Source organism: Delftia acidovorans NBRC 14950, from assembly GCF_001598795.1.
GTDB classification, from domain to species: domain Bacteria; phylum Pseudomonadota; class Gammaproteobacteria; order Burkholderiales; family Burkholderiaceae_C; genus Comamonas; species Comamonas acidovorans.
The window spans coordinates 234,320-259,333 of record NZ_BCZP01000006.1 but is presented as its reverse complement, the minus strand read 5'-3'; the positions used below and the strand labels follow the sequence as shown (position 1 = coordinate 259,333).

21 protein-coding genes are annotated in these 25,014 nt (G+C 68.5%); 5 read left to right on the top strand and 16 right to left on the bottom strand.

Annotated elements, in window-relative coordinates:
- Positions 1 to 26 precede the first annotated feature (26 nt).
- The gene (locus DA1_RS10185) at positions 27 to 1,955 is read right to left on the bottom strand and encodes a trypsin-like peptidase domain-containing protein (RefSeq protein WP_034397103.1); all 1,929 of its coding nucleotides are present in this window, start codon (positions 1,953 to 1,955) and stop codon (positions 27 to 29) included.
- 203 nt (positions 1,956 to 2,158) lie between these two features.
- Between DA1_RS10185 and DA1_RS10180 the strand changes: the two genes are divergently transcribed.
- Entirely contained in the window at positions 2,159 to 3,601 is a 1,443-nt protein-coding gene (locus DA1_RS10180) for an NAD-dependent succinate-semialdehyde dehydrogenase (RefSeq protein ID WP_012207514.1), read from the top strand.
- Between the two features lie 57 nt (positions 3,602 to 3,658).
- On the opposite strand, the gene DA1_RS10175 is transcribed toward DA1_RS10180, so the two are convergent.
- The 4 genes from DA1_RS10175 to DA1_RS10160 form a co-directional block, all read right to left on the bottom strand.
- The gene (locus DA1_RS10175; RefSeq protein WP_034397101.1) at positions 3,659 to 4,192 is read right to left on the bottom strand and encodes a GNAT family N-acetyltransferase; all 534 of its coding nucleotides are present in this window, start codon (positions 4,190 to 4,192) and stop codon (positions 3,659 to 3,661) included.
- Positions 4,193 to 4,272: 80 nt separating this feature from the next.
- On the bottom strand, positions 4,273 to 6,258 hold the full coding sequence (locus tag DA1_RS10170) for an FUSC family protein (RefSeq protein WP_034397100.1): 1,986 nt from the start codon (positions 6,256 to 6,258) through the stop codon (positions 4,273 to 4,275).
- Positions 6,255 to 6,716 (bottom strand): MarR family winged helix-turn-helix transcriptional regulator, encoded by a 462-nt coding sequence (locus tag DA1_RS10165; protein WP_012207511.1) that lies wholly within the window; start codon positions 6,714 to 6,716, stop codon positions 6,255 to 6,257. The genes DA1_RS10170 and DA1_RS10165 overlap by 4 nt, the downstream gene beginning before the upstream one ends.
- A 155-nt stretch (positions 6,717 to 6,871) precedes the next feature.
- Entirely contained in the window at positions 6,872 to 7,957 is a 1,086-nt protein-coding gene (locus DA1_RS10160) for a YeiH family protein (RefSeq protein ID WP_034397099.1), read from the bottom strand.
- A 132-nt stretch (positions 7,958 to 8,089) separates the two neighbouring features.
- On the opposite strand from DA1_RS10160, the gene DA1_RS10155 reads away from it, so the two are divergent.
- Entirely contained in the window at positions 8,090 to 8,995 is a 906-nt protein-coding gene (locus DA1_RS10155; RefSeq protein WP_013800638.1) for a LysR family transcriptional regulator, read from the top strand.
- A 6-nt stretch (positions 8,996 to 9,001) separates the two neighbouring features.
- Here DA1_RS10155 and DA1_RS10150 read toward each other — a convergent pair whose 3' ends face one another.
- The 3 genes from DA1_RS10150 to DA1_RS10140 form a co-directional block, all read right to left on the bottom strand.
- A complete protein-coding gene (locus DA1_RS10150; protein WP_013800639.1) occupies positions 9,002 to 9,484 on the bottom strand; it encodes a CreA family protein in 483 nt (160 codons plus the stop codon).
- A 1-nt stretch (position 9,485) separates the two neighbouring features.
- Positions 9,486 to 12,059, bottom strand: a complete 2,574-nt coding sequence (cphA, locus tag DA1_RS10145) for a cyanophycin synthetase (protein WP_034397098.1) — start codon at positions 12,057 to 12,059, stop codon at positions 9,486 to 9,488.
- 66 nt (positions 12,060 to 12,125) lie between these two features.
- Positions 12,126 to 14,318 (bottom strand): cyanophycin synthetase, encoded by a 2,193-nt coding sequence (locus tag DA1_RS10140; protein ID WP_034398984.1) that lies wholly within the window; start codon positions 14,316 to 14,318, stop codon positions 12,126 to 12,128.
- Between the two features lie 218 nt (positions 14,319 to 14,536).
- Here DA1_RS10140 and DA1_RS10135 point away from each other — a divergent pair, with 218 nt between their 5' ends.
- The 3 genes from DA1_RS10135 (at position 14,537) to DA1_RS10125 (ending at position 17,928) form a co-directional block, all read left to right on the top strand.
- Positions 14,537 to 16,831, top strand: coding sequence for a cyanophycin metabolism-associated ABC transporter (locus DA1_RS10135; RefSeq protein WP_034397096.1), 2,295 nt, complete (start codon positions 14,537 to 14,539; stop codon positions 16,829 to 16,831).
- 3 nt (positions 16,832 to 16,834) lie between these two features.
- The gene (locus tag DA1_RS10130; RefSeq protein ID WP_013800643.1) at positions 16,835 to 17,338 is read left to right on the top strand and encodes a cyanophycin metabolism-associated DUF1854 family protein; all 504 of its coding nucleotides are present in this window, start codon (positions 16,835 to 16,837) and stop codon (positions 17,336 to 17,338) included.
- 155 nt (positions 17,339 to 17,493) lie between these two features.
- A complete protein-coding gene (locus DA1_RS10125) occupies positions 17,494 to 17,928 on the top strand; it encodes a hypothetical protein (RefSeq protein WP_012207503.1) in 435 nt (144 codons plus the stop codon).
- 24 nt (positions 17,929 to 17,952) lie between these two features.
- Here DA1_RS10125 and DA1_RS10120 read toward each other — a convergent pair whose 3' ends face one another.
- The 8 genes from DA1_RS10120 to DA1_RS10085 form a co-directional block, all read right to left on the bottom strand.
- Positions 17,953 to 18,417 carry an EF-hand domain-containing protein gene (locus DA1_RS10120; RefSeq protein WP_034397095.1) on the bottom strand — a complete coding sequence of 155 codons (465 nt, stop codon included), beginning with the start codon at positions 18,415 to 18,417 and terminating at the stop codon, positions 17,953 to 17,955.
- A gap of 62 nt (positions 18,418 to 18,479) precedes the next feature.
- Positions 18,480 to 19,400 carry a 5'-nucleotidase gene (locus tag DA1_RS10115; RefSeq protein ID WP_012207501.1) on the bottom strand — a complete coding sequence of 307 codons (921 nt, stop codon included), beginning with the start codon at positions 19,398 to 19,400 and terminating at the stop codon, positions 18,480 to 18,482.
- Between the two features lie 16 nt (positions 19,401 to 19,416).
- Positions 19,417 to 20,643: a type II secretion system inner membrane protein GspF gene (gspF, locus tag DA1_RS10110; RefSeq protein ID WP_016448742.1), complete on the bottom strand. Its 1,227-nt coding sequence runs from the start codon at positions 20,641 to 20,643 to the stop codon at positions 19,417 to 19,419.
- Between the two features lie 143 nt (positions 20,644 to 20,786).
- Entirely contained in the window at positions 20,787 to 21,431 is a 645-nt protein-coding gene (locus DA1_RS10105) for a glutathione S-transferase family protein (protein WP_013800647.1), read from the bottom strand.
- A gap of 88 nt (positions 21,432 to 21,519) precedes the next feature.
- Complete coding sequence (locus DA1_RS10100) at positions 21,520 to 22,209, bottom strand: helix-turn-helix transcriptional regulator (RefSeq protein ID WP_013800648.1); 690 nt, start codon at positions 22,207 to 22,209, stop codon at positions 21,520 to 21,522.
- Between the two features lie 4 nt (positions 22,210 to 22,213).
- On the bottom strand, positions 22,214 to 23,215 hold the full coding sequence (locus DA1_RS10095) for an LLM class flavin-dependent oxidoreductase (protein ID WP_034398982.1): 1,002 nt from the start codon (positions 23,213 to 23,215) through the stop codon (positions 22,214 to 22,216).
- Positions 23,216 to 23,299: 84 nt separating this feature from the next.
- Complete coding sequence (locus DA1_RS10090) at positions 23,300 to 23,584, bottom strand: hypothetical protein (protein ID WP_223275171.1); 285 nt, start codon at positions 23,582 to 23,584, stop codon at positions 23,300 to 23,302.
- Between the two features lie 63 nt (positions 23,585 to 23,647).
- Positions 23,648 to 25,009 carry a GspE/PulE family protein gene (locus tag DA1_RS10085; RefSeq protein WP_034397094.1) on the bottom strand — a complete coding sequence of 454 codons (1,362 nt, stop codon included), beginning with the start codon at positions 25,007 to 25,009 and terminating at the stop codon, positions 23,648 to 23,650.
- Positions 25,010 to 25,014 lie beyond the last annotated feature (5 nt).

Genomic DNA, 25,014 nt, shown 5'->3' with positions numbered 1-25,014 from the left:
GTGCGCCGGGCCAGGCAGTGCTGGGCTTATTGCGAAGGCCAGACGTAATAGGCGATGCCTTCGTTGCGGAAGCGGGCAAAGGTGGCGATCACATAGTCGCGTTCGCTGGCGTTGGCTGTATAGAAGTGGGCTCCGGAGTCCAGGTTGTAGAACTGGTAGACGGGCACGCTGCCTGCGACGGCATTTTTTTGTGCGTACCAGGTCGGGCCTTCGTAGATGAAACGGGCAAAGGTCTGGTGGACGTAGTCGCGAACGCTTTCACTGATGGTGTAGTAGTGCGCTCCCGAATCCTGGTTGTAGAAGCGAAAGACGGGGCTCAGGTCTTGCTGGGGCTGGGCAGAGGCATAGAAAGCCACGTTCTCGTATTGAAACTCCGGGAGCTTGGCGATCACGTAATCGCGCTCGGCAACGCTGCCTGTGTAGAAGTGGGCGCCCGTATGCGCGTTGTAGAAGCGGTATACAGGGCTGCGCGCCGTGGTCGCACTGGCTGCCAGCCATTTCTGGAGGGCGGGGTACAGCAGGTCGAAGCGCCCGTAGATCGAGGTGCCGCCAGATGCAGAGCAGGTTTGGTCGTCACCCCCATAGAGCGTGCCCGCCAGCCGTCCCTGCAGGAACAGGCCCGAGCCACTGCTGCCCGGCTGCGTCAGCCCCTGGTTCCAGGTCACAAGGTTGAAGCCGCCGTTGCCCTTGCTGTCGTTGGAGCAAAGCATCGTGCCTTCACTCGACGGCTCGCATGCGACCGAGCCATAGACCGTGCCGAAGCTGATCTTTTGCAGGTCGCCACGGGGATGGTGTATGCCCACGACGCTGGCACCACTCGTCAGCGTCTGCGTGGTCCAGCCGGAGAAGACTGCGCCAGCGGGAGGCGTGTCGTTGAGGCGCATCAGGGCACCGTCATAGGTTGCCGTTGCGTAGAGCAAGGTTGCGCCGTTGCGCAGAACCTTGTTCCCGGATGACAGCGTGCGGCTGTTGCACGAGGGCGTGCGATAGAACCACGAGGTTTCCAGCGTGGAAGCCACGGTCTGGCTGCTGATGCAATGGTTGGCCGTGACGAAGTAGGGGGTGCCGGAGCTCGCCGTGTCGTTGAGCAGGGTGCCCGAGCAGACATAGCCCATCCCATCCTTGATGTAGAGCATGCGGGCCACGGCGTTGCGTTGCGAGCTGTATGCGTCGTAGCAGGTGGAATCCAGTTGGCAGGGCAGGGATTCGTTGAGCTGTGCCGAGAACTGCATCTCGCCTTCCAGCGGCAGCGAGAGGTTCTCATGCACATGCATCACACGCGGGATGGCGATGCGCAGCGTGTCGGCCGGGACGCCCGGGGGCAGTTCGATCTCCAGCGTCACCTCGTCGCCGCCCGTGTCGGGAGTCCACCAGGTGCGGCCGTCGGTGCCTGTGTCGCCCGCGTCCAGGTTGGCCTGCAGAACCTGCAGAATGCGCTGGCCGGCGATCTCGTAGGCGCCTGCGCGGTTTTGCTGCGCATAGACGCGCAGCAGCGCGTTGCCGGGCAACTGGTTCATTTCCACGCCCAGGCGTATGCCATAGGCGCCTTCCGAGCGCACGCTGACGGCCGCCACGCGTGCGCCGGAGGCGGTGGTGCTCCATTGCAGTTGCGATGCCAGTGCGTCCACCGTGGCCGTTTGTGTACTCAACCGCTGGGCGCCCACCTGCATTGCGCCGCCTGCCGGTGCCGATGCGGCGCGGTATTCCTTCCATGCGCCCAGCTCCACGCGCAGCGGCGTGACCTCGGTGGCTGCAGCCTGGCTGCGTGAAGCCAGGAACTCCCGAGGCGTATCCTGAGGCTGGACACGCGAGTCCACGCTCATGCGAGGGATGAACTGAGGCACATCGGCGGCGCCCTCCTGCCCCCATGCCAGCCCCAGGCTGCCTGCCAGGGCGAGCGCCAGCGCGACGCTGCGCAAACCCCTGCGCGCAGTGGTGTCGAAAAGATCGGTCATGAGCTCCCTCTCAACGGATTGGTGGATATTGCGAAACCCGGGCATTTTAGGTGTTGTGTGCGTGACATCCCGGTGACGGCACCGCCGTCCGGCGCTTCCTAGAATGGTCGCTGCGCTGCAGCGGCAGCCGGGTCCGGACACTGCGAGGACCGTGCCTGCCCCACACATCTGCCCCCTGTCATCTACCAAGGATCTGATCCAGCATGAGCCATTCCTACTCCGACACCCAACTCCTGATCGACGGCCAATGGCAGGACGCCGCCAGCGGCAGGAAGATTCCCGTGCGCAACCCGGCCAGCGGCGAAGTCATCGGCCATGTGGCCCATGCCGACGTGGCTGACCTGGACCGTGCGCTGGCCGCAGCGCAGCGCGGTTTCGAGGTCTGGCGCAATGTCTCCGCCCATGAGCGCGGCGCCGCCATGCGCCGTGCCGCCGCCCTGCTCAAGGAGCGCGCCGACGAGATCGCCGCGCTCCTGACGCAGGAGCAGGGCAAGCCCGTGGCCGAGGCCAAGGGCGAAATCCTGGCCGGCGTGGGCATCATCGAATGGTTTGCCGACGAGGCGCTGCGCGTGTACGGCCGCATCGTGCCCTCGCGCCGCCCCGAGGTGCAGCAGCTGGTGATCAAGGAGCCCGTGGGCCCCGTGGCCGCCTTCACGCCCTGGAACTTCCCCGTCAACCAGATCGTGCGCAAGATCGGCGCGGCGCTGGCCACGGGCTGCTCCTTCCTGTGCAAGGCGCCCGAGGAAACGCCGGCTGCGCCCGCAGCCCTGTTCAAGTGCTTTGTCGATGCCGGCGTGCCGGCCGGCGTGGTGGGCCTGGTGTTCGGTGATCCGGCGCAGATTTCCTCCTACCTGATCGCCCATCCCGTGATCCGCAAGGTCACGTTCACCGGCTCCACCGCAGTGGGCAAGCAGCTGGCGGCGCTGGCCGGCCAGCACATGAAGCGCTCGACCATGGAGCTGGGCGGCCACGCGCCGGTCATCGTGGCCGAGGATGCCGACGTGGCCCTGGCCGTGAAGGCCGCAGGCGCGTCCAAGTTCCGCAATGCGGGCCAGGTCTGCATCTCGCCCACGCGCTTTCTGGTGCACAACAGCGTGCGCGAGGAATTCACGCGCGCCATGGTCGCCCATGCCGAAGGCCTCAAGGTCGGCGATGGCCTGGTCCAGGGCACGCAGATGGGCCCGCTGGCCAATCCGCGCCGCGTCACGGCCTTGTCCCATCTGATCGAGGATGCGCAAAAGCAGGGCGCCAAGCTGCTCACGGGCGGTGCCTCGCTGGGCGGCGCGGGCAACTTCTTCGCTCCCACGGTGCTGGGCGACGTGCCGCTGAGCGCCGAGATCTTCAACCAGGAGCCCTTCGGCCCCGTGGCCGCGATCCGCGGCTTTGACGATCTGGGCGAGGCCATTGCCGAGGCCAACCGCCTGTCCTACGGCCTGGCGGCCTATGCGTTCACGCGCTCCATCAAGACGGCCCACCAGCTGGCCCAGCAGGTCGAGACCGGCATGCTGTGGATCAACCAGCCGGCCGTGGCCTCGGCCGAGATGCCGTTCGGCGGCGTCAAGGATTCGGGCTATGGCTCCGAAGGCGGCCCCGAGGCGCTGGAGGCCTATCTGGTCGCCAAGGCCGTGTCGATCGCGGCGGTGTAAGGCAGGCATCTGCCCCATGGACAAGGCCGTCCCACTCGCGTGGGACGGCCTTTGTTTTCATGGTGCGGCAACGCCCGACGTGGCGACCCCTGGTATGCGGTAGACGACGAGCACGTACTTTGAAAGGCTCTGGCGCTCAACCTCCACGCCACCCAGCCCCTGGGCAATGCGCCGGCTGGCGGTATTGGGCTCGGCCACCGGATAGCGCAAGGACTGTGGCGCAAAGGTCGCTCGGGCCCATGCTGCCAGCGCGGCCACGGCCTCGCGGCCGTAGCCCTGGCCATGCACGTCCTCGCGTATCCAGATGCCGAGTTCGGGCTCGGCGTCGCGCGCGCGGTGCAGGCCCAGCAGGCCGGTGAATCGGCCTGACGTGCGCTCGCGCAGCGTGAAGTTGAAGTCCGTGCCGGCTGCGATCTCCCGCAGCCATCCGCGCCAGACCGCCTCGAACTCGGCAGGAGTCGACGCCGGCTCGAAGGACAGGTAGCGCGTCAGCGTGGGCGTGATGCAGGCAAAGGCCTCATCGGCATCGGCGGCAGTGAAGGGGCGCAGCGCCAGGCGCTGTGAGGTGATGGTGGTGTCGCTCCACGACATGGATGCTTTCCTTGCAACAGGGGACAGGGAGCGTGGGGCGCTGCCGGCCTGAGCCGGCCATTCTGGCATGGGTCCGTGCTTCAGCCGGCGTTGCGGAAGAAGGCTTCGTGTTGCGCGATCTCATGCGCGGCATGGCGCAGCTGGCGGGCCTGGTCGGGATGGCGGTCGGCCACGCGCTGCGCCAGCGCGCGCAAAAGCGGCGGGCACTGGCCGGGCGCCTGCTGCAGCCGCTGCAGGCGCAGCAGCGCGGCGCGCACGGCGCGGGCGGTGCCGTCGCCCAGGGCCGCTTCCCCGGACAGCTGGTGCAGCGCCTGGATGGCACGGCCCACATGCAGTGCGGCCAGGCCGCACTCCGCTGCCTGCGCACCCAGCTGCCCTCCGGCCTGCTCCGACATGCGCACCAGGCGCAGCAGCCGGTGGTACAGGCGGGCGCGCCAAATGCGGCCATCGCGCGCATGGCCCGGCGTGGCGGCCATGTCCTGCAGCTCGTGGACCATCATGGAGCGCAGGCTTTGCAGCCTGCCCTGCAGCGTGACCGGCAGGATGAAGCGGTAGGCCGCCCAGCCAGCCAGCGGCCCGGATACCACGGCCAGCCCCAGGGCCAGCGCATGGCCGAAGCTGGCCGTCTGCGGGTAGTGGGGCTGCAGCAGGAGCAGCAGCACCATGTTGCAGTCATAGCCCGAGAGTGCGGTGCGCTGGTGCGAGAACAGCAGCGCGCCCACGTAGACAAAGGGTAGCATCAGCCACACCAGGCCCGCCTGGCTGCCGGCGAACGGCCAGACCAGCCACTGGCAGGCCAGGGCCACCAGCACGCCCATGGCCTGGCCCAGGGTCACATGGCGCATGGTGGCCGACGGGTTCTCGAAGCCCGAGAACACGGTCAGCATGATGGACATGCCCAGCAGCATGTAGGCACCGCCGCTCCAGCCCGTCACCACCCACAGCAGGCCCACGATGGCGATGGCCGCGCTGGCACGCAGCATGGCGCGGCGCGCGCCCAGCCAGTCGCTGTGCAGCACCACGGGCCATTGGCGGGCGCGGTGGCCGGGCGGCAGGGCCACGTCATGGGTGGCGGCCAGGTGGGCCTGCAGCGCAAAGCCCATCGGGGCCAGCATGTCGGCTGCGCCGGGCCAGGCCATGGCGGCCTGGCGTGCGCGCACCAGGGCCGCCGCAGCCTCGTGCAACTGCACGCGCGTCTCCAGTGCCACGGCGGCTTCGCGCAGCGCCTGCGCGGCGGCCAGGGCCTGCGCTTCGCCAAAGGCCGCAGGCGGCTCCTGTGATGGAGCATCGCGCAGCCACAGCAGGGCCGAGATCTGGGCATTCATGAGCCGGCGCAGCGCGTGTACGGCCTCGCGGGAGCGCTGCGAACCAGCGGCGTGCGGGTCCAGTCCCTCCTCGATCACCGCCATGGCCAGCAGGCGGGCGGCGATCTCCTGCGAGCCCAGTGACGCACGGCCGCGCGCCTGCAGGCTGCCGGCCAGATCGCGCAGCAGTTGCGCGAACAGCTGGCGCACCTCGGCATTGCCGGGAATGCCGCTGCCCTTGGGCGTGAACAGCCAGCCCACGAGCAGGGCTGCGAATACGCCGGTCAGCGCCGTGAACAGCCGGTCCCAGCCCAGGGCGAAGACCTGGTCGGGATGGGCGAAGTCCAGCAGCGCGACCATGGCCGCCGAATAGCCGGACAGCATGGTGCCGTAGGCCACGAAGCTGCGTTGCAGATTGCCCACGCCCGCGCACAGGCCCAGCCACACGGCCAGGCCCAACACCAGCCACAGCAGGTTTCCCTGGGCCAGCAGCACCAGGCCCACGCCCACGGCCGTGCCGGCCACGGTGCCTGCGACCCGGAAAAAGCTTTTTTCGAGCAGTTGCCCGCGCAGCGGCTGGGATGCGGCCCAGGTGGCCATGGCAGCCCACTGCGGATGCTCCAGCCCCAGCTGCCAGGCAGCCAGCAGCGCCAGGCAGGCGGCAAAGGCCGTGCGCAGATGCTGGCGCAGGCGCACGGGGTCGAAGCCCCAGCGGACCGAGGCCTTCAGCAGGCGGCCATAGGCATCGTGGAGGGCGCTCATGGCGCGCCTTCCGTGCGCAGCGCGGCCATGCGCGCCTGGATCTTGGCCATGCCGGCCAGCATGGCCTCGACCTCGGCATCGTCCAGGTCCTGCAGCATGGCCAGCTCGGCCTGCAGCATGGTGGCGCGCACGCGGTCCACGGCGCCGTTGCCTTCATCGGTCAGGAAGATGCGCTTGCTGCGCCGGTCGCCGGGGTCGGCGCGGCGTTCCACCCAGCCGTGGCCTTCCAGAATGTCGAGCAGGCGCACCAGGCTGGAGCCGTCCAGTCCCACGCGCTCGGCCAGTTCCTTTTGCGTGACGCCGTCGCCCCAGGCGCGCAGGTGGATCAGCGGTGCCCAGGTGGCATCGGTCAGGCCGTCGGCCAGCAGTTGCTCCTCGACCTGGCGACGCCACTGGCGTACCAGGGTGACCATGAGAAAGCCGAGACGGGCGCGGGGAGGAGCAGAGGCAAAGGACATGCCTCGATTATCTTTGCAATGCAATTAATTTGCATTGCAAATTAATTGTGTCTGCATTTGATTCAAGGGTATTCCCTTGTTCAGGGGCGGGCAGTCCATGAAAAAGGCCCTGCAAGACGATGCTTTGCAGGGCCGGTCGATGGATGCGGACGGCTTCAGAGCAGGATGGGCACCCAGCGGTTGAAGAGCAGGCCCGCCACCAGAAGCCATGCGAACAGCAAGGCGGCCAGCAGCAGGGGCTTCGTGCCTGCGGCACGCACGGCACGGACATGGGTGGTCAGGCCCAGGGCCGCCATGGCAACGGCCAGCAGGGCGTTGTCCAGCTGCACGCCCACCTGCACCACGGCAGCAGGCAGCACACCCAGCGAGTTCACGCCGGCCATGGCGACGAAGCCCAGCGCAAACCAGGGAATGGTGATGCGGCGCGGCTGGCCGTCGCTCACCTGGCTGCTGCGGTTGCCGCGTGCCACGGCCATGGACAGCAGCAGCAGGAAGGGGGCCAGCATCATCACGCGCACCATCTTGGAGATCACGGCCACGTCCGCAGCTTCGGGGGCAATGGCTTCGCCGGCGGCCACGACCTGGGCCACCTCGTGCACGGTGGAGCCCACGTACAGGCCGTACTGCGCGGGCGACATGTCCAGCCAGCCGTGGGAAGCGTTCCAGTGGAACAGCGCGGGGTAGAGGAAGGTGCCCACGGTGCCGAAGACCACCACGGTGGCAACGGCCACGGCCACGTCTTCGGCGCGGCCCTTGATCACGGGTTCGGTGGCCAGCACGGCAGCGGCGCCGCAGATGGAGCTGCCCGCGCCGATCAGCACCGTGGTGCGCGCATCCAGCCCGAAGACGCTGCGGCCCAGCCACTGCGCCAGCAAGAAGGTGCTGCCCAGCACCAGGGCATCGACCACCACGCCTGCCATGCCCACATGGCCTATGTCCTGGAAGGTCAGCCGCAGGCCGTAGAGCACGATGCCCGCGCGCAGCAGGCGCTGCTTGGCCAGGCCCACGCCGGCATGGCAGCTGGGCGCCAGGCGCGGATAGACGGTGTTGCCGATGACCAGGCCGATGCAGATGGCCAGCGTCAGCGCGCTCAGGCCCGAGCCGGCCAGCAGGGGCTGGCGTGCGCCCCAGGTGGCGGCTGCGGCAATGGCGCCGGCCAGCAGCAGGCCGGGCGCAAGCTCGGTCAACTGGCGCAGCCAGCCGGACGGATGGGAGGGGCGTGGGAGGGATGTGGTGTTCATGGTGCCTGCGCGCCGCGTCAGGAGCGCGGTGCATGGGAGGCACTTTAGATTTCTTGGCTATATTCGTATAACGAATAGTTTTTGTAGCATCAACCGGGGAAACAGGTTGATGCCTCGTCCAGACTGCACGCCATGCTGCACCTCACCCTGCGCCAACTTGAAATCTTCTGCGCCGTCGCCCAGGCGGGCTCCACCGTGGCCGCGGCCGATGCCGTGGCCCTGTCGCAGTCAGCCACCAGCGCCGCGCTGCAGCAGCTGGAGCAGGCCATGGGCGCTCAGCTGTTCGAGCGCGTGGGCCGGAGGCTGGCGCTCAACGACGCGGGCCGCGCCCTGCTGCCCGAGGCGCTGGCGCTGTTGGAGCAGGCCAGGGGCATAGAGCAGGCGTTTTCGGTGCGGGCCGCCAGCCTGCCCGTGCGTCTGCGCGTGGCAGCCAGCACCACCATAGGCACCTATGCGCTGCCAGCCGTGCTCGCGCACCTGGCGCGCAGCCATCCGCACCTGAGCGTGGACCTGCAGATCGCCAACACGCGCGAGGTGGGCCAGGCCGTGGAATCGCTGGACGTGGACCTGGGCCTGATCGAGGGCACCAGCCACTGGCCCGGGCTGGAGGTCGAGCCCTGGATGCGTGACGAACTCGTCATCGTGGCTGCAGCACAGGACCCGCTGGTGCAGGCCGCAGGCCAGCGCCCGCTGGGCGTGGCCGCCTTGCGCGGTGCGCGCTGGCTGCTGCGCGAGCCGGGCTCGGGCACGCGCGAGATGGTGGAGCATGCCTTGCTGCCGCATCTGCACCAGCTGCCGGCCGCCGCCACGCTGGGCAGTTCGGAGGCGATTGCGCGCTGCGTGGCGCAGGGCCTGGGCGTCAGCTGCCTGTCGCGCGTGCTGGTGCAGGCCCTGGTCGCCTCGGGAGAGCTGGCCGTGCTGCCGACCACGCTGCCGCGCATGTGGCGGGATTTCTCGCTGGTGCAGCGGGCGGGCAAGCGCCGCTCGCCGGCGCTTGCGGCCTTTGTGCAGGCCTGCCGCCAACACGCCCAGGACTGAGGCGGGTTATTTGCCCAGCGGAATCGGCGTGCTGCGCGGCACGGGCACGGCGGTGACGCTGTTTTGCGGAGAGCCTTCGATCACGCGGTCCGAGTAGGTCATGTAGACCAGGGTGTTGCGCTGCGCATCGACCATGCGCACCACGCGCAGGCGCTTGAACAGCAGCGAGATGCGCTCGGTGAACACCTCGTCCTGCTGCTTGAGCGGCGCAGGGATCTGGATGGGTCCGGTCTGTACGCAACTGATCGAGGCTTCGGCGCGGTCCTCGGCCAGGCCCAGGCCGCCCTTGATGCCACCGGTCTTGGCGCGCGAGACATAGCAGGTCACGCCCGCCACCTTGGGATCGTCATAGGCATCGACCACGATCTTGTGGTCCGGGCCTATGAACTTGAACACCGTGTCCACCGCGCCGACCTGCTCGGCGCGCGCACCGCAGGCGCCCAGCAGCAGCGTGGCCAGAGCGGCCGTGAGCAAGGCCCGGCCGTTCATGTCAAGCCTCACCCGCCACATGGCGGCGCAGGTGCTCCAGGGCTTCTTCCACCTGGTCCACCAGCACCAGGCACAGGTCGCCGGGTGTCAGTCGCGCCAGCGCGTGGTCGATGGCGTTGAACTCACCCTGGATCTGGGTCACGTAGTCGGTGCGTGGTGCGCCTTGCAGGCCTTGCTGCAGCAAGGCCAGGACTTCACCGTCGGCGCGGCCGCGCTGGCAGGCATCCTGGTAGAGGATGACGTCGTCGAAGGCCTTGCCCAGGATCTGGGTCTGCTCGGTGATGTCCTGGTCGCGGCGGTCGCCCGCGCCGCTGATGACCACGCTGCGGCGCTGGGCCGGCATGGCGTCCACGGCCTGGACCAGGGCGCGAATGGCGTCGGGGTTGTGGCCGTAGTCGGCGATCAGCGTGGCGCCACGGTAGTCCATGACGTTGAAGCGGCCCGGCGCGTTGTCGCTGTCGTTGACGAAGCCGGCCAGGCCGCGGCGGATGGTCTGCCAGGGCATGCCCACGCCCCAGGCGGCGGCGATGGCGGCCATGACGTTCTCCACCTGGAAGCTGATGGTGCCGTTGCGCGTGATGGGGATCTCGCGCAGCGCGATGGTCTCGCGCCACGAGCTTTCGGCCGCGACGATGCTGTCGCCGTCCACGTAGACCACGCGGTTGCCCTGGGCACGGTGCGTGGCCATCACGGGGTGGTGGCGGTCGGCCGCGAAATAGATGACCTTGCCCGGCGAAGTGGAGGCCATGGCCGCCACCAGCGGGTCGGCGGCGTTGAGCACGGCATAGCCGTCGGCGGCCACGTTCTGCACGATGACGCGCTTGAGCACGGCCACGTCTTCCACCGTGGTGATGTAGTTCAGGCCCAGGTGGTCGCCCGCGCCCACGTTGGTGACCACGGCCACCTGGCAGCGGTCGAAGCCCAGGCCTTCGCGCAGGATGCCGCCGCGTGCGCATTCGAGCACGGCCGCATCGGTCTCGGGGTGGGCCAGGGCGTTGCGCGCGCTGCGCGGGCCCGAGCAGTCGCCGCTGTCGATCTGGCGGCCGTTGACGTAGACGCCGTCCGTGTTCGTCATGGCCGTGCGCCAGCCATGCGAGGTGAACAGGTGGGCGATCAGGCGCGTGGTCGTGGTCTTGCCATTGGTGCCGGTGACGGCCACCAGCGGGATGCGGCCGTCCTGGCCCGGCGCGAACAGCTCATCGACCATGGGCACGCCCACGTTGCGGGGCTTGCCGAAGGACGGCGCCAGGTGCATGCGCAGGCCCGGTGCGGCGTTGACTTCGACGATGCCGCCGTTTTGCTCTTCCAGCGGGCGCAGCATGGTCTCGCAGACCACATCCACGCCGCAGATGTGCAGGCCGATGGTCTGGGCAGCCTCCACGGCGCGCGCGGCGATGTCGGGATGCACGTCGTCCGTCACATCGGTGGCGCTGCCGCCCGTGGACAGGTTGGCGTTGTTGCGCAGCACCACGCGCTGGCCCTGGGCCGGCACGGATTCGGGCGTGAGCCCTTCGGTGGCGATGCGCGCGATGGCGATGTCGTCCAGGCGGATCTTGGTCAGCGCCGTGCCGTGGCCCGAGCCGCGGCGCGGGTCCTGGTTGACGATGTCCACCAGCTCGCGGATGGTGTGCTGGCCGTCGCCCAGCACCTGGGGCGGCTCGCGGCGCGCAGCGGCCACCAGCTGGCCGCCGACCACCAGCAGGCGGAAGTCATGGCCGGGCAGGAAGCGCTCGACCATGATGTCGTCGCCGAATTCCGAGGCGGTGGCGAAGGCGGCCTTGAGCTGCTCGTGCGTGGTGATGTTGACCACCACGCCCTTGCCCTGGTTGCCGTCCTGGGGCTTGACCACCACGGGCAGGCCCACTTCCTGGGCCACGAGCCAGGCTTCTTCCACGTCCTTGACGGGGCGGCCCAGCGGCACGGGCACGCCGGCGGCGTGCAGCAGGCGCTTGGTCAGGTCCTTGTCCTGGGCGATGGACTCGGCCACGGCGCTGGTCTGGTCCAGCTCGGCGGCCTGGATGCGGCGCGCCTTGGAGCCCCAGCCCAGCTGTACCAGCGAGCCCGAGGTCAGGCGGCGGATGGGAATGCCACGCGCCACGGCCGCATCGACGATGGAGCCGGTGGAGGGACCGATGCGCTCGTCCTCGTCGAGTTCGCGCAGCTGGGCGACCACCTTGTCGGCGTCGAAGGGCGTGTCGGCCAGGGCCGACTGCAGCAGCTCGCCGGCCTGTTCCATGGCCAGGCGGCCCACGGCCTCTTCGGTGTACTCCACCACCACCTGGTAGGTGCCGGTTTCCACGGTTTCATGCGTGCGGCTGAAGGTCACCGGGCAGCCGGCCTGGGCCTGCAGCGACAGGGCCGCGACTTCCAGCACCTGGGCCAGCGACAGGCGCTGGTCGGCGCCGTGCGGCTGCAGCGTGCCGATCTTGGGAAAGCGCGCGCGCAGCCGGTCCTCGAAGCCGGGCAGGGCCGAGTAGTCGCACTCGCCGGGCTCGCATTGCACGATGGCTTCGATGGCGGTGCTGCGGGTCCAGAGATTGGGGCCGCGCAGGGCTCGGATGCGGGTGATCTGCATAGTGTCTTCTTTCGGAGGGCAGGCCCGCGTCGCCGGGCCTGCCTGCATGTCATCGTGTGGTCGGGCTCAGGCGGCGGTGGCTGCGGCGGCCGGCGTGTAGTCGAAGGTCTTGATGCCGGCGACGATGAGGTCGGGGGCAATGTCCATGGACCACGCGGCGGCAATGGCGGCCAGCAGGGCCGGCGTGTCCGGGCGCAGGCCGCCGGGCAGGCTCAGTGCGTCCAGCGTGCCCAGCATGCGCTCGGCCGCGCCCGTGGCCAGGATCACCTGGTTGCCGCGCACGAAGACGGCGCGGCCTTCGCTCTCGGAACGGTGGGCCGCGACCACTGGACTGTCTGCCTGCATCGAATAGAACAGCACCTCGCCGTCGCACAGGCGGGCCAGGTCGGCCACCTGCTCGATGTCGGCATTGAGGACGCCCGCGCCTTCGTCCAGCACCACGTCGATCTGGGTGCGCATCACGCGCGTCATCTGCGACTGCTCGTGCACGTCATGGTCGGGCAACTGCTCGAAGCCGTCCATGTCGGTGACCACGCCGACCAGGCAGCGATCGTAGGCCAGGCCTTCCTCCAGAATGGAGCGGGCCGTGGTCTGGATGACGGCGGCCTGGGCCAGGCGGTTGGTCAGCAGGCGGTGGGCACCGGCCCAGTTGGCGGTGTTGGTCTTCTGGGTCTGGCGGTTGGACAGGAACATGCCCTCGCTGCTGGCCACGCCCGTGAGCTTGCCCGACAGCTGCAGCAGCCAGCCCACCAGGCGGGCCGTGAAACCGTTGTTGCGCGTGCCGGCAATGCCCACCAGGGGGATGCGGCCTGCGCCCGTGCCCTCTTCGGTGCGCGGGAACAGGTGGTCGGCGATGGCCATGCCCACGGGGCGCGGCGCGCCGCTGGTGGGCTTCAGGTGCATCAGCAGGCCGGGGCCGGCGTTGACTTCGAGGATGGCGCCGCCCTGCTCCTTCATGGGGCGCGAGACGTCCTGCAGGATCATGTCCATGCCCGCGATGTCCAGGCCCACGATCTTGGCGGCCAGCGTGGCCATGTAGGCCACTTCGGGGTGGACTTCATCCGTGCAGTCGATGGCCATGTTGCCGTTGCGCTGCAGCAGCACGCTGGTGCCCTGGGCGGGAACGCTGTCGGGCGTGACGTCCTGGCGCTTGAGCTCCAGCTTCACGGCCGGGGCTTCGAGGTTGATCCAGTCCAGCGGGTATTCCTGCTCGGGGCCGCGGCGCGGGTCCTGGTTGACCACGGCGACCAGTTCGCGCAGCGTGGACTTGCCGTTGCCGGCCACGCTCACGGTCTCGCCACGGCAGGCCGCCACGACCTTGCCGCCCACGACCAGGATGCGGTGCTCGGTGCCGTCGATGAAGCGCTCGACGATCACGTCGGAGCCTTCGGGCTGGGCCAGCGCAAAGGCGGTCTTGATGTCGGCCTCGTCGCGCAGGTCCAGCGTCACGCCGCGCGCGTGGTTGCCGTCCGAAGGCTTGACGGTGACGGGAAAGCCGATGTCCTGCGCCACTTCCCAGGCTTCCTCGGGGCTGTGGACGATCTGGCCTTCGGGCACGGGCACGCCGCAGGCGGCCAGCAGGCGCTTGGTGAAGTCCTTGTCCTGGGCAATGCCCTCGGCGATGGCGCTGGTCTGGTCGCTTTCGGCGGTCCAGATGCGGCGCTGCGCGGCGCCATAACCGAGCTGCACGAGGTTGCCGTCATTGAGGCGGATGTGGGGAATGCGGCGCTCGCCTGCAGCATCGACGATGCAGCCCGTGCTCGGGCCCAGGTAGCGGTCGTTGATCTCGGTCTTGATGGCCTTGACGGCGGCCTTCAGGTCGAAGGGCTCGTCGTTGATGGCGGCCATGATCAGCCGGTGGCCGTAGGCCAGGGCCGTGCGCGCCACGGTTTCCTCGGGGCAGCGGAAGACCATGCGGTAGATGCCGCGCTGGGAAATCTCGCGCGTCTGGCCGAACTCGGCCGGCATGCCCGCCAGGTTCAGCAGCTCGATGATGATGTGCTCCAGCACATGGCCGCACCAGGTGCCGCCTTCCAGGCGCTGGATGAAGCCGCCGCGCTCGCCCACGCCGCAGTGGTGCTCGATCAGGTCGGGCAGCCAGGCCGTCAGGCGCTCGTTGAAACCGGCAAGCTTGTTCGAGGGATAGTCCTCCAGCTCACCAAGATCCAGCCAGACCTCCAGCACGGGACGGTAGGTCCAGACGCTGGGTCCACGCAGGTAGGTGGTGCGCAAGAGTTGGATGTCTTTGAATTTCGCCATGTCGATCAACGGGTAAGCGTGAGCGACGACCCGGGTGCGGATCGCCGGAGAATGGGAGAGGATTGTGCGCTCAGAAAGCCCATGCGCAGTGCTGTCAGCCTAAACCAGGGTTGGCGCGTTGAGCAGGGTATGCCGTGCAAAGCGCGGGATATCCACCGGGGAGCTGCGGTTGCCCGCATGACACCAGGAGCCGCCAGGGGCGGGAAAAACAACTCAACATGCAAGAACACCATTCTGTGGACGTTTCGGCCTTCCTTGCCAGCCCCCGCGGGGCTGGGCTGCGAGCCAAGCTCGCTTCCAATGAAAACGTGCTGGCCCTCGTCCCGGTTGACCTGACCCTCGATATGCGCTTCGGCGAAGGCTGGGTTGTGCTGACCAACCAGCGGCTCCTCGCCTGTGATCCTGCAGATCAGCAGTGGAGTGAGTGGGCACTATCCATTGATCAGAATCTGCGCACGCTGGACCACGGCGGCGTGGGCAACCTCGAACTGCATGGCCCTGCTGCGCGGCTGGCGCTGTGGCGCTTCACGCTGCGCCACCAGGCGGCCGTGCTGCGCCTGCTGCAGCAGTTCGACCATGAGCGCGAGCGCCTGGCACGCGGCGAGGACTTTGCCGAGCCCGAGGACGACGTGCCCCGCTGCCCGGCCTGCCAGGCCGAGCTGCCGCCCGAGGCCGACGAATGCCCGGCCTGCGCGCGCCAGCAGGGCCCGCAGACCTCCACCTGGGTGCTGCTGCGCCTGTGGCGCTTTGCCCATCCCTACCGGCACCAGCTGCTGCTGGGCTTTTTGCTGACGCTGGCCTCCACGGGCGCCACCCTGGTGGCGCCCTACCTGACGATTCCCATCGTGGACAAGATCCTGATCCCGTTCCAGAACGGGCAGCAGATCGACAGCAGCCTCGTGGTCTTCTACCTGAGCGGCCTGCTGGCGGCGGCGCTGGTGGCCTGGGGCCTGGGCTGGGCGCGCACCTTCGTGCTGGCCAAGGTGTCCGAGCGGATAGGGTCGGATCTGCGCACCACCACCTACAACCACCTGTTGACGCTGTCGCTGGACTACTACGGCAGCAAGCGCACGGGCGACCTGATGGCGCGCATCGGGGCGGAAACAGATCGCATCAATTTGTTTCTATCCTTGAATGCGCTGGATTTCGCCACCGACGTGCTGATGATCGTGATGACCTCGGTCATCCTGTTCTCCATCAATCCGTGGCTGGCCCTGGTCACCCTGGTGCCGTTGCCCTTCATCGCCTGGATGATTCATCTGGTGCGCGACCGCCTGCGCACGGGCTTCGAGAAGATCGACCGCGTCTGGTCCGAAGTGACCAATGTGCTGGCCGACACCATCCCCGGCATCCGCGTGGTCAAGGCCTTCGCCCAGGAAAAGCGCGAGGCCGACCGCTTCGCCCAGGCCAACCTGGTCAACCTGCAGGCCAATGACAAGGTCAACAAGACCTGGTCGCTGTTCACGCCCACGGTGACGCTGCTGACCGAGATCGGCCTGCTGGTGGTCTGGGGCTTCGGCATCTGGCTGGTGGCTGGCGGCCAGATCACGGTCGGTATCCTGACGGCCTTCATCGCCTACATCGGCCGCTTCTACAGCCGCCTGGACTCGATGAGCCGCATCGTCTCGGTCACGCAGAAGGCGGCGGCCGGCGCCAAGCGCATCTTCGACATCCTCGACCACGTGAGCAACGTGCCCGACCCGGTCAACCCGGTCAAGCTGCCGCGCGTGCAGGGCGCCATCACGCTGGACAACCTGAGCTTCCGCTACGGCAGCCGCGCCGTGATCAAGAACCTGGACCTGCAGATTCGTCCGGGTGAAATGATCGGTCTGGTGGGGCACAGCGGCTCGGGCAAGAGCACCCTGGTCAACCTGATCAGCCGTTTCTATGACGTGAGCGAGGGCTCCATCCAGCTCGACGGCGTGGACATCCGCAGGCTCAAGGTGTCGGACTTCCGCAGCAACATCGGCCTGGTGCTGCAGGAGCCCTTCCTGTTCTTCGGCACCATTGCCGAGAACATCGCCTACGGCAAGCCCGATGCCACGCGCGAGGAAATCGTGGCGGCGGCCCGTGCGGCCCACGCCCATGAATTCATCCTGCGCCTGCCGCATGGCTACGACTCCCTGGTGGGCGAGCGCGGCCAGGGCCTGTCGGGAGGCGAGCGCCAGCGCATCTCCATTGCGCGCGCACTGCTGATCGACCCGCGCATCCTGATCCTGGACGAGGCCACCTCGGCCGTGGACACCGAGACCGAGAAGGAAATCCAGAAGGCGCTGGACAATCTGGTGCAGGGCCGCACGACGATTGCCATTGCCCACCGCCTGTCCACGCTGCGCAAGGCCGACCGCCTCGTGGTCATGGACCGGGGCGAGATCGTGGAAGTGGGTCCGCACGACGAGTTGATGGAAAAGCAGGGCGCCTACTGGCGCCTGTACCAGGCCCAGGCGCGGCGCGCCGAAGAAGATGCCCAGGCCGCAGGCCTGACCCTGGCCGCAACCACCATCGAGGAATAAGCCATGTCCAACGCCCAACATTCCGCTGCCGGCGCCGATCTGAGCGGTGTGCGCATGGAGCGCAACGCCCATGGCCGCCTGGTGCTGATCCTGGCCGACGGCACGCGCCACGAATCCGTGGTGCCCGTGCGCGCCTTTCCCATTGCCGCACCGCTGGAAGGCCTGTCCCTGGTCTCCGTCGATGGCAAGGAGGCGCTGTGGGTGGACCACATGGACCACCTGCCGGCGCAGGCCCGCACGCTGATCGAGGAAGACCTGGCCGTGCGCGAGTTCGTGCCCGTCATCCAGCGCATCCACAAGGTGTCCGGCTTTTCCACGCCCAGCACCTGGGACCTGGAGACCGACCGGGGGCCCGTGCAGCTCGTGCTCAAGGCCGAGGAGGACATCCGGCGCCTGTCGGGCCGCACGCATCTGATGATCACCAGCCAGGACGGCGTGCAGTTCAGCGTGCCCGACAGCACGGCGCTGGACCGCACCTCGCGCAAGCTGCTGGAGCGCTTCCTCTAGCGCCTGGTCGGGGCGAATAAAGGGTTTACCCTTGGTTTGAGGCAGGTCGAAGCGTCTTTCAAAAAAAGCGCTTCAGTTCTTTCAGCTTCTGTCGATGATGAGGCGACGGCGGGAAATTCCCGCCCACAGCACACATCCAGCAAGAGGGTCGAGCCATGCCAATTCCACCTGTTGACCGATCACCCATACCGTGGCGCCCGCAAAGCGCCGATCTGTACTCCACCGGTGCGTCGGGCGCGGTGCCCGTGCGTCCTGTGAACGCCACCAACGCCGTCGAATCCACGGACCGCATCGGCGAGGGCCGGGTGGTGCGCGATCCTGAAAAGCCGTCCGTGGTGGACCAGGAAAACCGCGACTGGACGCTGGCCGAAGAGATCAAGCAGAAGGAAGAGGTCGAGGAGCCGCCCAAGGAGCCGATCTCCAAGCAGCTCATCGAGTTCATCCAGTCCATGTGGCGTGCCAGCGCCATGGCGGTGGAGCAGGCCCAGGAGGTCAGCAAGGCCGACGATGTGGCCCGCAACAAGATGCAGGTGCGCGACGAACCGTTGACCTATTCGGAACCCAAGGTCAAGCGTACCGGCGGTCTTTGAGTGTCAGGGGCCGGGCAAGAAGGCTCAGTCCTTTGAGCCTTCGCCTTCCTTCTTGTCCCTGGCTGCCGGTGCTGCTGCCGCATGCTCGGCGGCCTTTGCCTCTTCGGCCCGCGCCTTGGCCTTTGCCTTGTCGCGCTCGGCGCGGTACTTGACGGCAAAGGCCTGCACTTCCGCATAGGAGACGTATCCGTCCTTGTCGGTGTCGGCCTCGTCGAAGGCTGCCGACAGGCGCGGGAACAGCGCCACTTCGGCACGGCTGAGCTTGCCGTCCTTGTTGAAGTCCAGCATCTTGAATTCGCGCTGGGCCTTTATCTCCCCCTTGGTCATCGGCGCCGGGCTGGCCGTTGCCTGCTCGGTGGCTGCGTTTTCTGCCGCCTGCGCGCGCGCGGCGGGCAGCATGAAGGCGCTGGTCAGCAGCACGACGACGGCGGCCTGCAGCAGCGGTGGCCGGCGCAGCAGGGCAGAGCGGTTCATGAGGGGAAAATGCATTGGCTTTATTTGGGCACGGAACCGGCATTTGCAAGCACGGCCCGCCCGCCCTTTGCAATTGTTTACTTCGGCGGATCGGCGTCCGGATTGGAGATGCCGCTGCTCACATGGCCTGCCGGCACATGGCGCGCGGCCGAGTTGACGTGGCCGGTCTGGTCGTCGAAGAAGAAGTCCGGCTCGAACTCGCGCAGGAACGGGCCCTTTTCCAGGCCGCCGAGGAACATGGCCTCGTCCACCGCAATGCCCCATTCCAGCAGCGTGCGGATGGCACGCTCGTGCGCCGGTGCGCTGCGCGCCGTCACCAGGGCCGTGCGAATGCGCATGGTCTGGGACGAGTCCGCCTGCTGCTGCAGCCGGTGCAGCGCCACCAGCAGCGGCTTGAACGGCCCTTCCGCCAGCGGCGTGGCGGCATGGGAGACCTCGTGGCGCAGAAAGGCCGGCAGCCCGCCTTGCTGGTAGACGCGTTCGGCCTCGTCGGAGAACAGCACGGCATCGCCGTCGAAGGCAATGCGCACCTCCTGCGGGTAGCGGTCGCCTGCGGGCGTGGAGTCGACCATCACGCGCGCGGCAGGAAAGCCGATGGACAGCGCCCTGCGCACATCGACTTCATTGGCCGAGAGAAACAGGTGGGCGCCCAGTGGCCGCAGGTAGGAAAACGGATCGCGCCCGCGCGTGAACACGCCGCGCTCTATGTGCATGTCGGCCGCCTTGGCCGAGGCAAAGACCCGCATGCCGCTGGCCGGGTCGTTGCGCGACAGCATCATCACCTCCACGCGCTGCACTTCGGGCGTATTGAAGGCCAGCAGCTTGCGCACCAGCGGGAAGGCGATGCCCGGGCGTGCGGGCTGGTGCACCAGATCCAGCTGGCGGCGCATGTAGGCCTGCTCGTCACCGGCGTCGAACAGCCGGTTCTCCTCCTCGAAGTCGAACAGCGCCCGCGAGGAGATGGCGACGACCAGCTTGTCTTGCAGGGTCACGGGCATGGCTTGGCGCTTTTCGCTATTTGACGAACTGGTTGAGTTGGATGATGGGCATGAGCACGGCCAGCACGATCAGGGCCACGACCATGCCCATGGCCACGATCAGCAGCGGCTCCAGGATGGTGGCCAGGTGCATGGCACGGCGCTGCACCTCGGTGGACAGCTGGTTGGCCGCGCGCTGCAGCATCACGGGCAGCTGGCCGGTCTGCTCGCCCAGGCGGGCAAACATGGAGATCAGGCCCGGGAAGCGCTTTTTCTGCGCCAGGGCCGAGGCCAGCGGCGCGCCCTCGCGCACCAGGGCCAGCGCGTCCATGGCATCGGCGCGCAGCGCGCGGTTGCCCAGCGTTTCGGCGGCGGCCTGCAAGGCCTTGAGAATGGGCACGCCCGCACCCGCCAGCATGGCCAGCGTGCCGGCAAAGCGTGCCGCGTTGTAGTTGCGCGCCAGCCGGCCGATCAGCGGCAGGCGCAGCCACCAGGCGTCGAAGCGCTCGCGCAGCACGGGATTCTTCATGGACAGCCGGAATCCCACGGCGCCCAGCACCAGGGCGATCAGCGCGGCCCAGCCATAGCTGCGGACAAAGTCGCTGAGCGCCAGCATGGCCACGGTGAGCCAGGGCAGGGCGCGCTTGGTGCCGGCGAACACGCTGGCCACCTGGGGCACCACGTAGCTGACCAGGAACAGCACGATGACGATGGCCACCAGGGTCACGATGGCCGGGTACAGGGCTGCGCCAATGAGCTTGGACTGCAGGGCCTGGCGCGATTCCAGGTCGTCGGCCAGCCGCTCCAGTACCGGGCCCAGGCTGCCGCTGGCCTCGCCGGCGCCGATCACGGCGCAGTAGATGTCGGAGAACTCGCGCGGGTGCTGGGCCAGGGCACGGGCAAAGGTGGAGCCTGCGTTGACCTCGGCGCGCAGCGCGGCCACGAGGTGGTGCTGGCGCGGGTCGTCGGCTTCTTCGGACAGGGCGGCCAGGGCGCGCTCTATGGGCAGGCCTGACCCGACCAGCCCCGCCATCTGGCGCGTCCAAACGGTCAGCCCCGTGGAGCCAAGGACGGGACGGGTCAGCCAGCGCGAGGCGCCGCCCTGCGGGCCGGACGCAGAACCCGAGGCCACGATCTCCACGGCCATGGGCACCAGGGCCTGGGCCCGCAGCTGGCTGCGCGCGGCGCGCGCGTTGTCGGCTTCGATCGTGCCCTTGCGGGTCTGACCTTGTGCATCCAGGGCTTCGAAGGAAAAGGCAGGCATGCGCGGCGGGAGTCGGGAAGGGCTGGGAAAGGGATGGCGTTCAGGAAACGCCAGGCGGCGATCCAACCCCCGATGGTAGCCGCTGCCGGTGACGGCTGGATGGCGAGGCCGTCTCGGGCCTCGTCCCCAGGTCCCGGAGGTGCCTATGCCGGCTGGGCGGCCAGGTCCGCTTCGTTGAGCTGGATGGAGCGCAGCGAGGCCGGGCGTTCCATCAGCGGCTGGCCGTAGTCGCTGAACTCGGGCAGCGCGGGCAGCAGCTTCATCATCGTGCCCCAGCGCAGGTAGCTGGCCATGAGCACGTCGGCGGCGGTGAACTGGTCGCCGCACAGGTAGCGCCTGCCGGCCACGGCCTGGCGCAGCGTCTGCACCACGTCGTCATAGCGGCCATAGCCGGCGGACATGGCCTGGTCGGCCGTCTGCTGCTCCAGGTGGCCCTGGCTCTTGGCAGTCATCAAGGCGTCGACGGGGCCGGCCAGGAAGAACATCCAGCGGTGGTAGACGCCGCGCAGCGGGCTGTCCACGGCCGGCGCGAGCCTTCGTTCGGGGAAGATGTCGGCCAGATAGGCAAGGATGGCGGCCTGTTCGGTGATCACGGTCTCGCCGTGCACCAGGGCGGGGACCTTGCCCATGGGGTTGATGGCCAGGTAGTCGGCAGCCTTCATGGTGCTGCCGTATTCCAGCCGCACGGGCTCATAGCGGGCGCCGCATTCCTCCAGCATCCAGCGCGCGATGACGGCGCGCGAGCGGGGGTGGAAGTAAAAGCGCAGAGGCTTGATCGAGTCGTTCATGAAGGCTCCCAGTGGTTTGAATGCATGGCGAGAAGGCCATGGGAGCGACTGTAGGAGGTCATGCTGACAGTTTTTGTCAGCAGTGGTGTCAGCGGACCGTGTAGCCCAGTTGCCGCGACCAGCGTTCGATCAGGCCGCTGCGGTGGTCGGGATAGCGTTCCTGCAGATCGGTGACGGAGCGCACGCGGTCGGCGCGGAAATGGCGGAAGTCCTGGCGCAGTTCGCACCAGGCCGCAAGAATGCGCCGCTGATCGAAGAAAGCCATGGCAAAAGGCCAGATCTGGCGCTCGGTCGGCTGGCCCTTCTCATCCGTGTAGTGCAGCAGCACCCGGTGCTGGCGCCGTATCGCCAGGCGCAGCGCGGTCTGCCAGGGCTCGGTCACGGATTCGTGGCAGATGGGCGGCACCAGCAGGCCGCTGGTGTCCACCTCGATGCGCAGCTCCAGCGGCAGCGCGCTGCGTATGCGGTCCAGCGCGGCGGTGGCGGCCTGGGCGAGCTCGGGGTCGGCCTGGCGGCTGGCCCAGCGCGCGCCCAGCAGCAGGGCTTCCAGCTCATCGGGCGTGAACATCAGCGGCGGCAGCAGAAAGCCGGGCCGCATCTCATAGCCCACGCCCGGGTCGCCCGCAATCGCTGCACCCTGTTCGCGCAGGGTGGCAATGTCGCGGTACAGGGTGCGCAGGCTCACGTCCAGCTGCCGGGCCAGCACCGGCCCGGCCTGGGGCAGGCGCGCGCGGCGCAGCAGGTCGATCAGCTGCAGCAGCCGGGCGGAGCGGCTCATGCCTTCAGCGGCCCATGACGCCGGCCGTGATCTCCAGCGAGCGCAGGCGCAGGTCGCGGTCATACACGTCGCTGACCAGGATCAGCTCGTCGGCCTCGGTGTCGGCCTGCAGCTTCTGCAGGCGCGTGCGCACCTTGTCCGGGCCGCCGATGGAGGCCACGGCCAGGAAGTCGCCGATGGCGCGGCGCTCCTGCTCGCCGAGCTGGGCCGCATAGTTCTCGATGGGGCGCGGCAGCAGTCCGCGCCGGCCCGTGATGATGCCCAGCACGCGCTGGTAGGTGCTGCTGGCCAGGTACTCGGCCTCGTCGTCGGTGGGCGCGGCGATCACGGGGGCGCCGACGATCACGTAGGGCTTGGCCAGTTGGGCCGACGGCTTGAACAGGCTGCGGTACAGCTGCACGGCCTGGTAGAGCATGCGCGGCGCGAAGTGCGAGGCAAAGGCGTAGGGCAGGCCCAGGTGGGCGGCCAGCTGGGCCGAGAACAGGCTGGAGCCCAGCAGCCAGATCGGCACGTTGGTGCCCGCGCCGGGCGTGGCCACCAGCTTTTGCTCGGGCGTGGCCGGGCCCAGCAGGCGCTGCAGCTCCATCACGTCGCGCGGGAAGTCTTCCTCGGTCTCGACGCGGTCGCGGCGCAGGGCGCGCATGGTGGCGCCATCGGTGCCGGGCGCACGGCCCAGGCCCAGGTCGATGCGGCCCGGGTACAGCTCGGCCAGCGTGCCGAAGGCTTCGGCCACTACCAGGGGGGCATGGTTGGGCAGCATGATGCCGCCCGAGCCCACGCGGATCTTCGAGGTGCCGCCCGCGATGTGGCCGATCAGCACGGCCGTGGCCGAGCTGGCGATGCCGGGCATGTTGTGGTGCTCGGCCAGCCAGTAGCGCTCGAATCCCAGTGCCTCGGCCTTGCGGGCCGTGGCCAGCGCAATGTTCAGGGCCTCGGCGACGGTGCCGCCTTCGCGCACGGCCACGAGGTCGAGCATGGACAGACGGACTTCATTGAATGATGTCATGGCAGGTTCCAACTTCCAGTTCACGGTGGGTGGGGCGGCGCGGGCCTTGCCGCGCCAGGGCATTCCTGGTGCGCGTTCGCGCACTCAGTTTCTTCTGGACATTTCCCGCGCGCAGGTGATGCCCAGCACCACGCACCAGACCAGGGGGAGGATGGCAGCCGCCAGATGGTTCTCGCCCTGCTGGATGGCCAGCCAGGACAGCGGCAGCGCCACCAGCGCCGACAGGCGGATGACGCGGCGCAGCTGGCTGGTGGACAGCCGGGACTTGAACCACCACAGGGCGATGTAGCTGATCAGGCTCAGCGTGGCGACCCACAGGAACAGGTCGCCGCCATAGGGAGCGCTCCAGGCGCGTAGGGATTCCAACATGCCGACCATTGTGGCAAACGGGGATGCCCCGTGCTGCGCAGGGTCGGGCGTGGCCGCCTGCGCCTAGTCGCGCGTGACGCGCAGCACTTCCTCAGGCGTGGTGATGCCCTCGCGCACCAGGCGCTCGCCATCGTCACGCATCAGGCGCATGCCCGAGGCCAGCGCGGTGTCGCGGATCTCGGCCTCGCTGGCCTGGCGGTGGATCTGCGCGCGGATGGTGTCGTCCACCACCAGCATCTCGAAGATGCCGGTGCGCCCCCGGTAGCCGCTGGGCTCGGTGGTGTCGATCTTGCGCACCAGGCGCTGGGCCAGCACGCCCAGCAGGGAGGACGACAGCAGGAACGGCTCCACGCCCATGTCGATCAGGCGGGTGACGGCGCTGGAGGCGTCGTTGGTGTGCAGCGTGGCCAGCACCAGGTGGCCCGTCAGCGAGGCCTGGATGGCGATCTGCGCGGTCTCGAAGTCGCGGATTTCGCCGATCATGATCACGTCCGGATCCTGGCGCAGGATGGCGCGCAGGGCCTTGGCGAAGGTCAGGTCGATCTTGGCGTTGACCTGGGTCTGCCCCACGCCGGCCAGCTCGTACTCGATGGGGTCCTCCACCGTCATGATGTTGCTGCGGCTGGCGTCCATGCGCGACAGCGCCGCGTACAGCGTGGTGGTCTTGCCCGAGCCCGTGGGGCCGGTGACCAGCACGATGCCGTGGGGCTGGGCCGTCATGTGGGTGAAGCGCCTCAGCGTCTCGCCCTGCATGCCCACGGCCTCCAGGCTGAGCTTGCTCTCGCTCTTGTCCAGCAGGCGCAGCACGGCGCGTTCGCCATGGGCGCTGGGCAGGGTGGAGACGCGCACGTCGATGGCGCGCGTGCCCAGGCGCAGGCTGATGCGGCCGTCCTGGGGCAGCCGCTTTTCGGCGATGTCCAGGTCGGCCATGATCTTCAGGCGCGAGATCAGCGCCGCGTGCAGGGCCCGGTTGGGCTGCACGACCTCGCGCAGGTCGCCGTCCACCCGAAAGCGCACGCTGGAGTGGCGCTCGTAGGGCTCGATGTGGATGTCGCTGGCGCCGTCGCGCGCGGCCTGCGTGAGCAGGGCGTTGAGCATGCGGATGATGGGCGCGTCGTCCGCAGTCTCCAGCAAGTCCTCGACGGCGGGCAGCTCCTGCATCATGCGCGAGAGGTCGGCGTCGGATTCGACCTCGCTGACCACCAGGGCCGCGCTGGACTCGCCCTGCGAATAGGCGGCGCTGATGCGGTGCGCCAGCGTGCCCGCATCCAGCATCTGCCAGCGCTGCACCGCATGCTTGCGCTGGACTTCGGACAGGGCCTGCCAGTCGGGCGAGGGGCCGTGCCAGAGCAGGGGCTCGTGGCCGTCGTCCTCGATCAGCAGCTGGCTGGTGCGCGCAAACGAATAGGGCAGGGGATAGCGCATGGGGC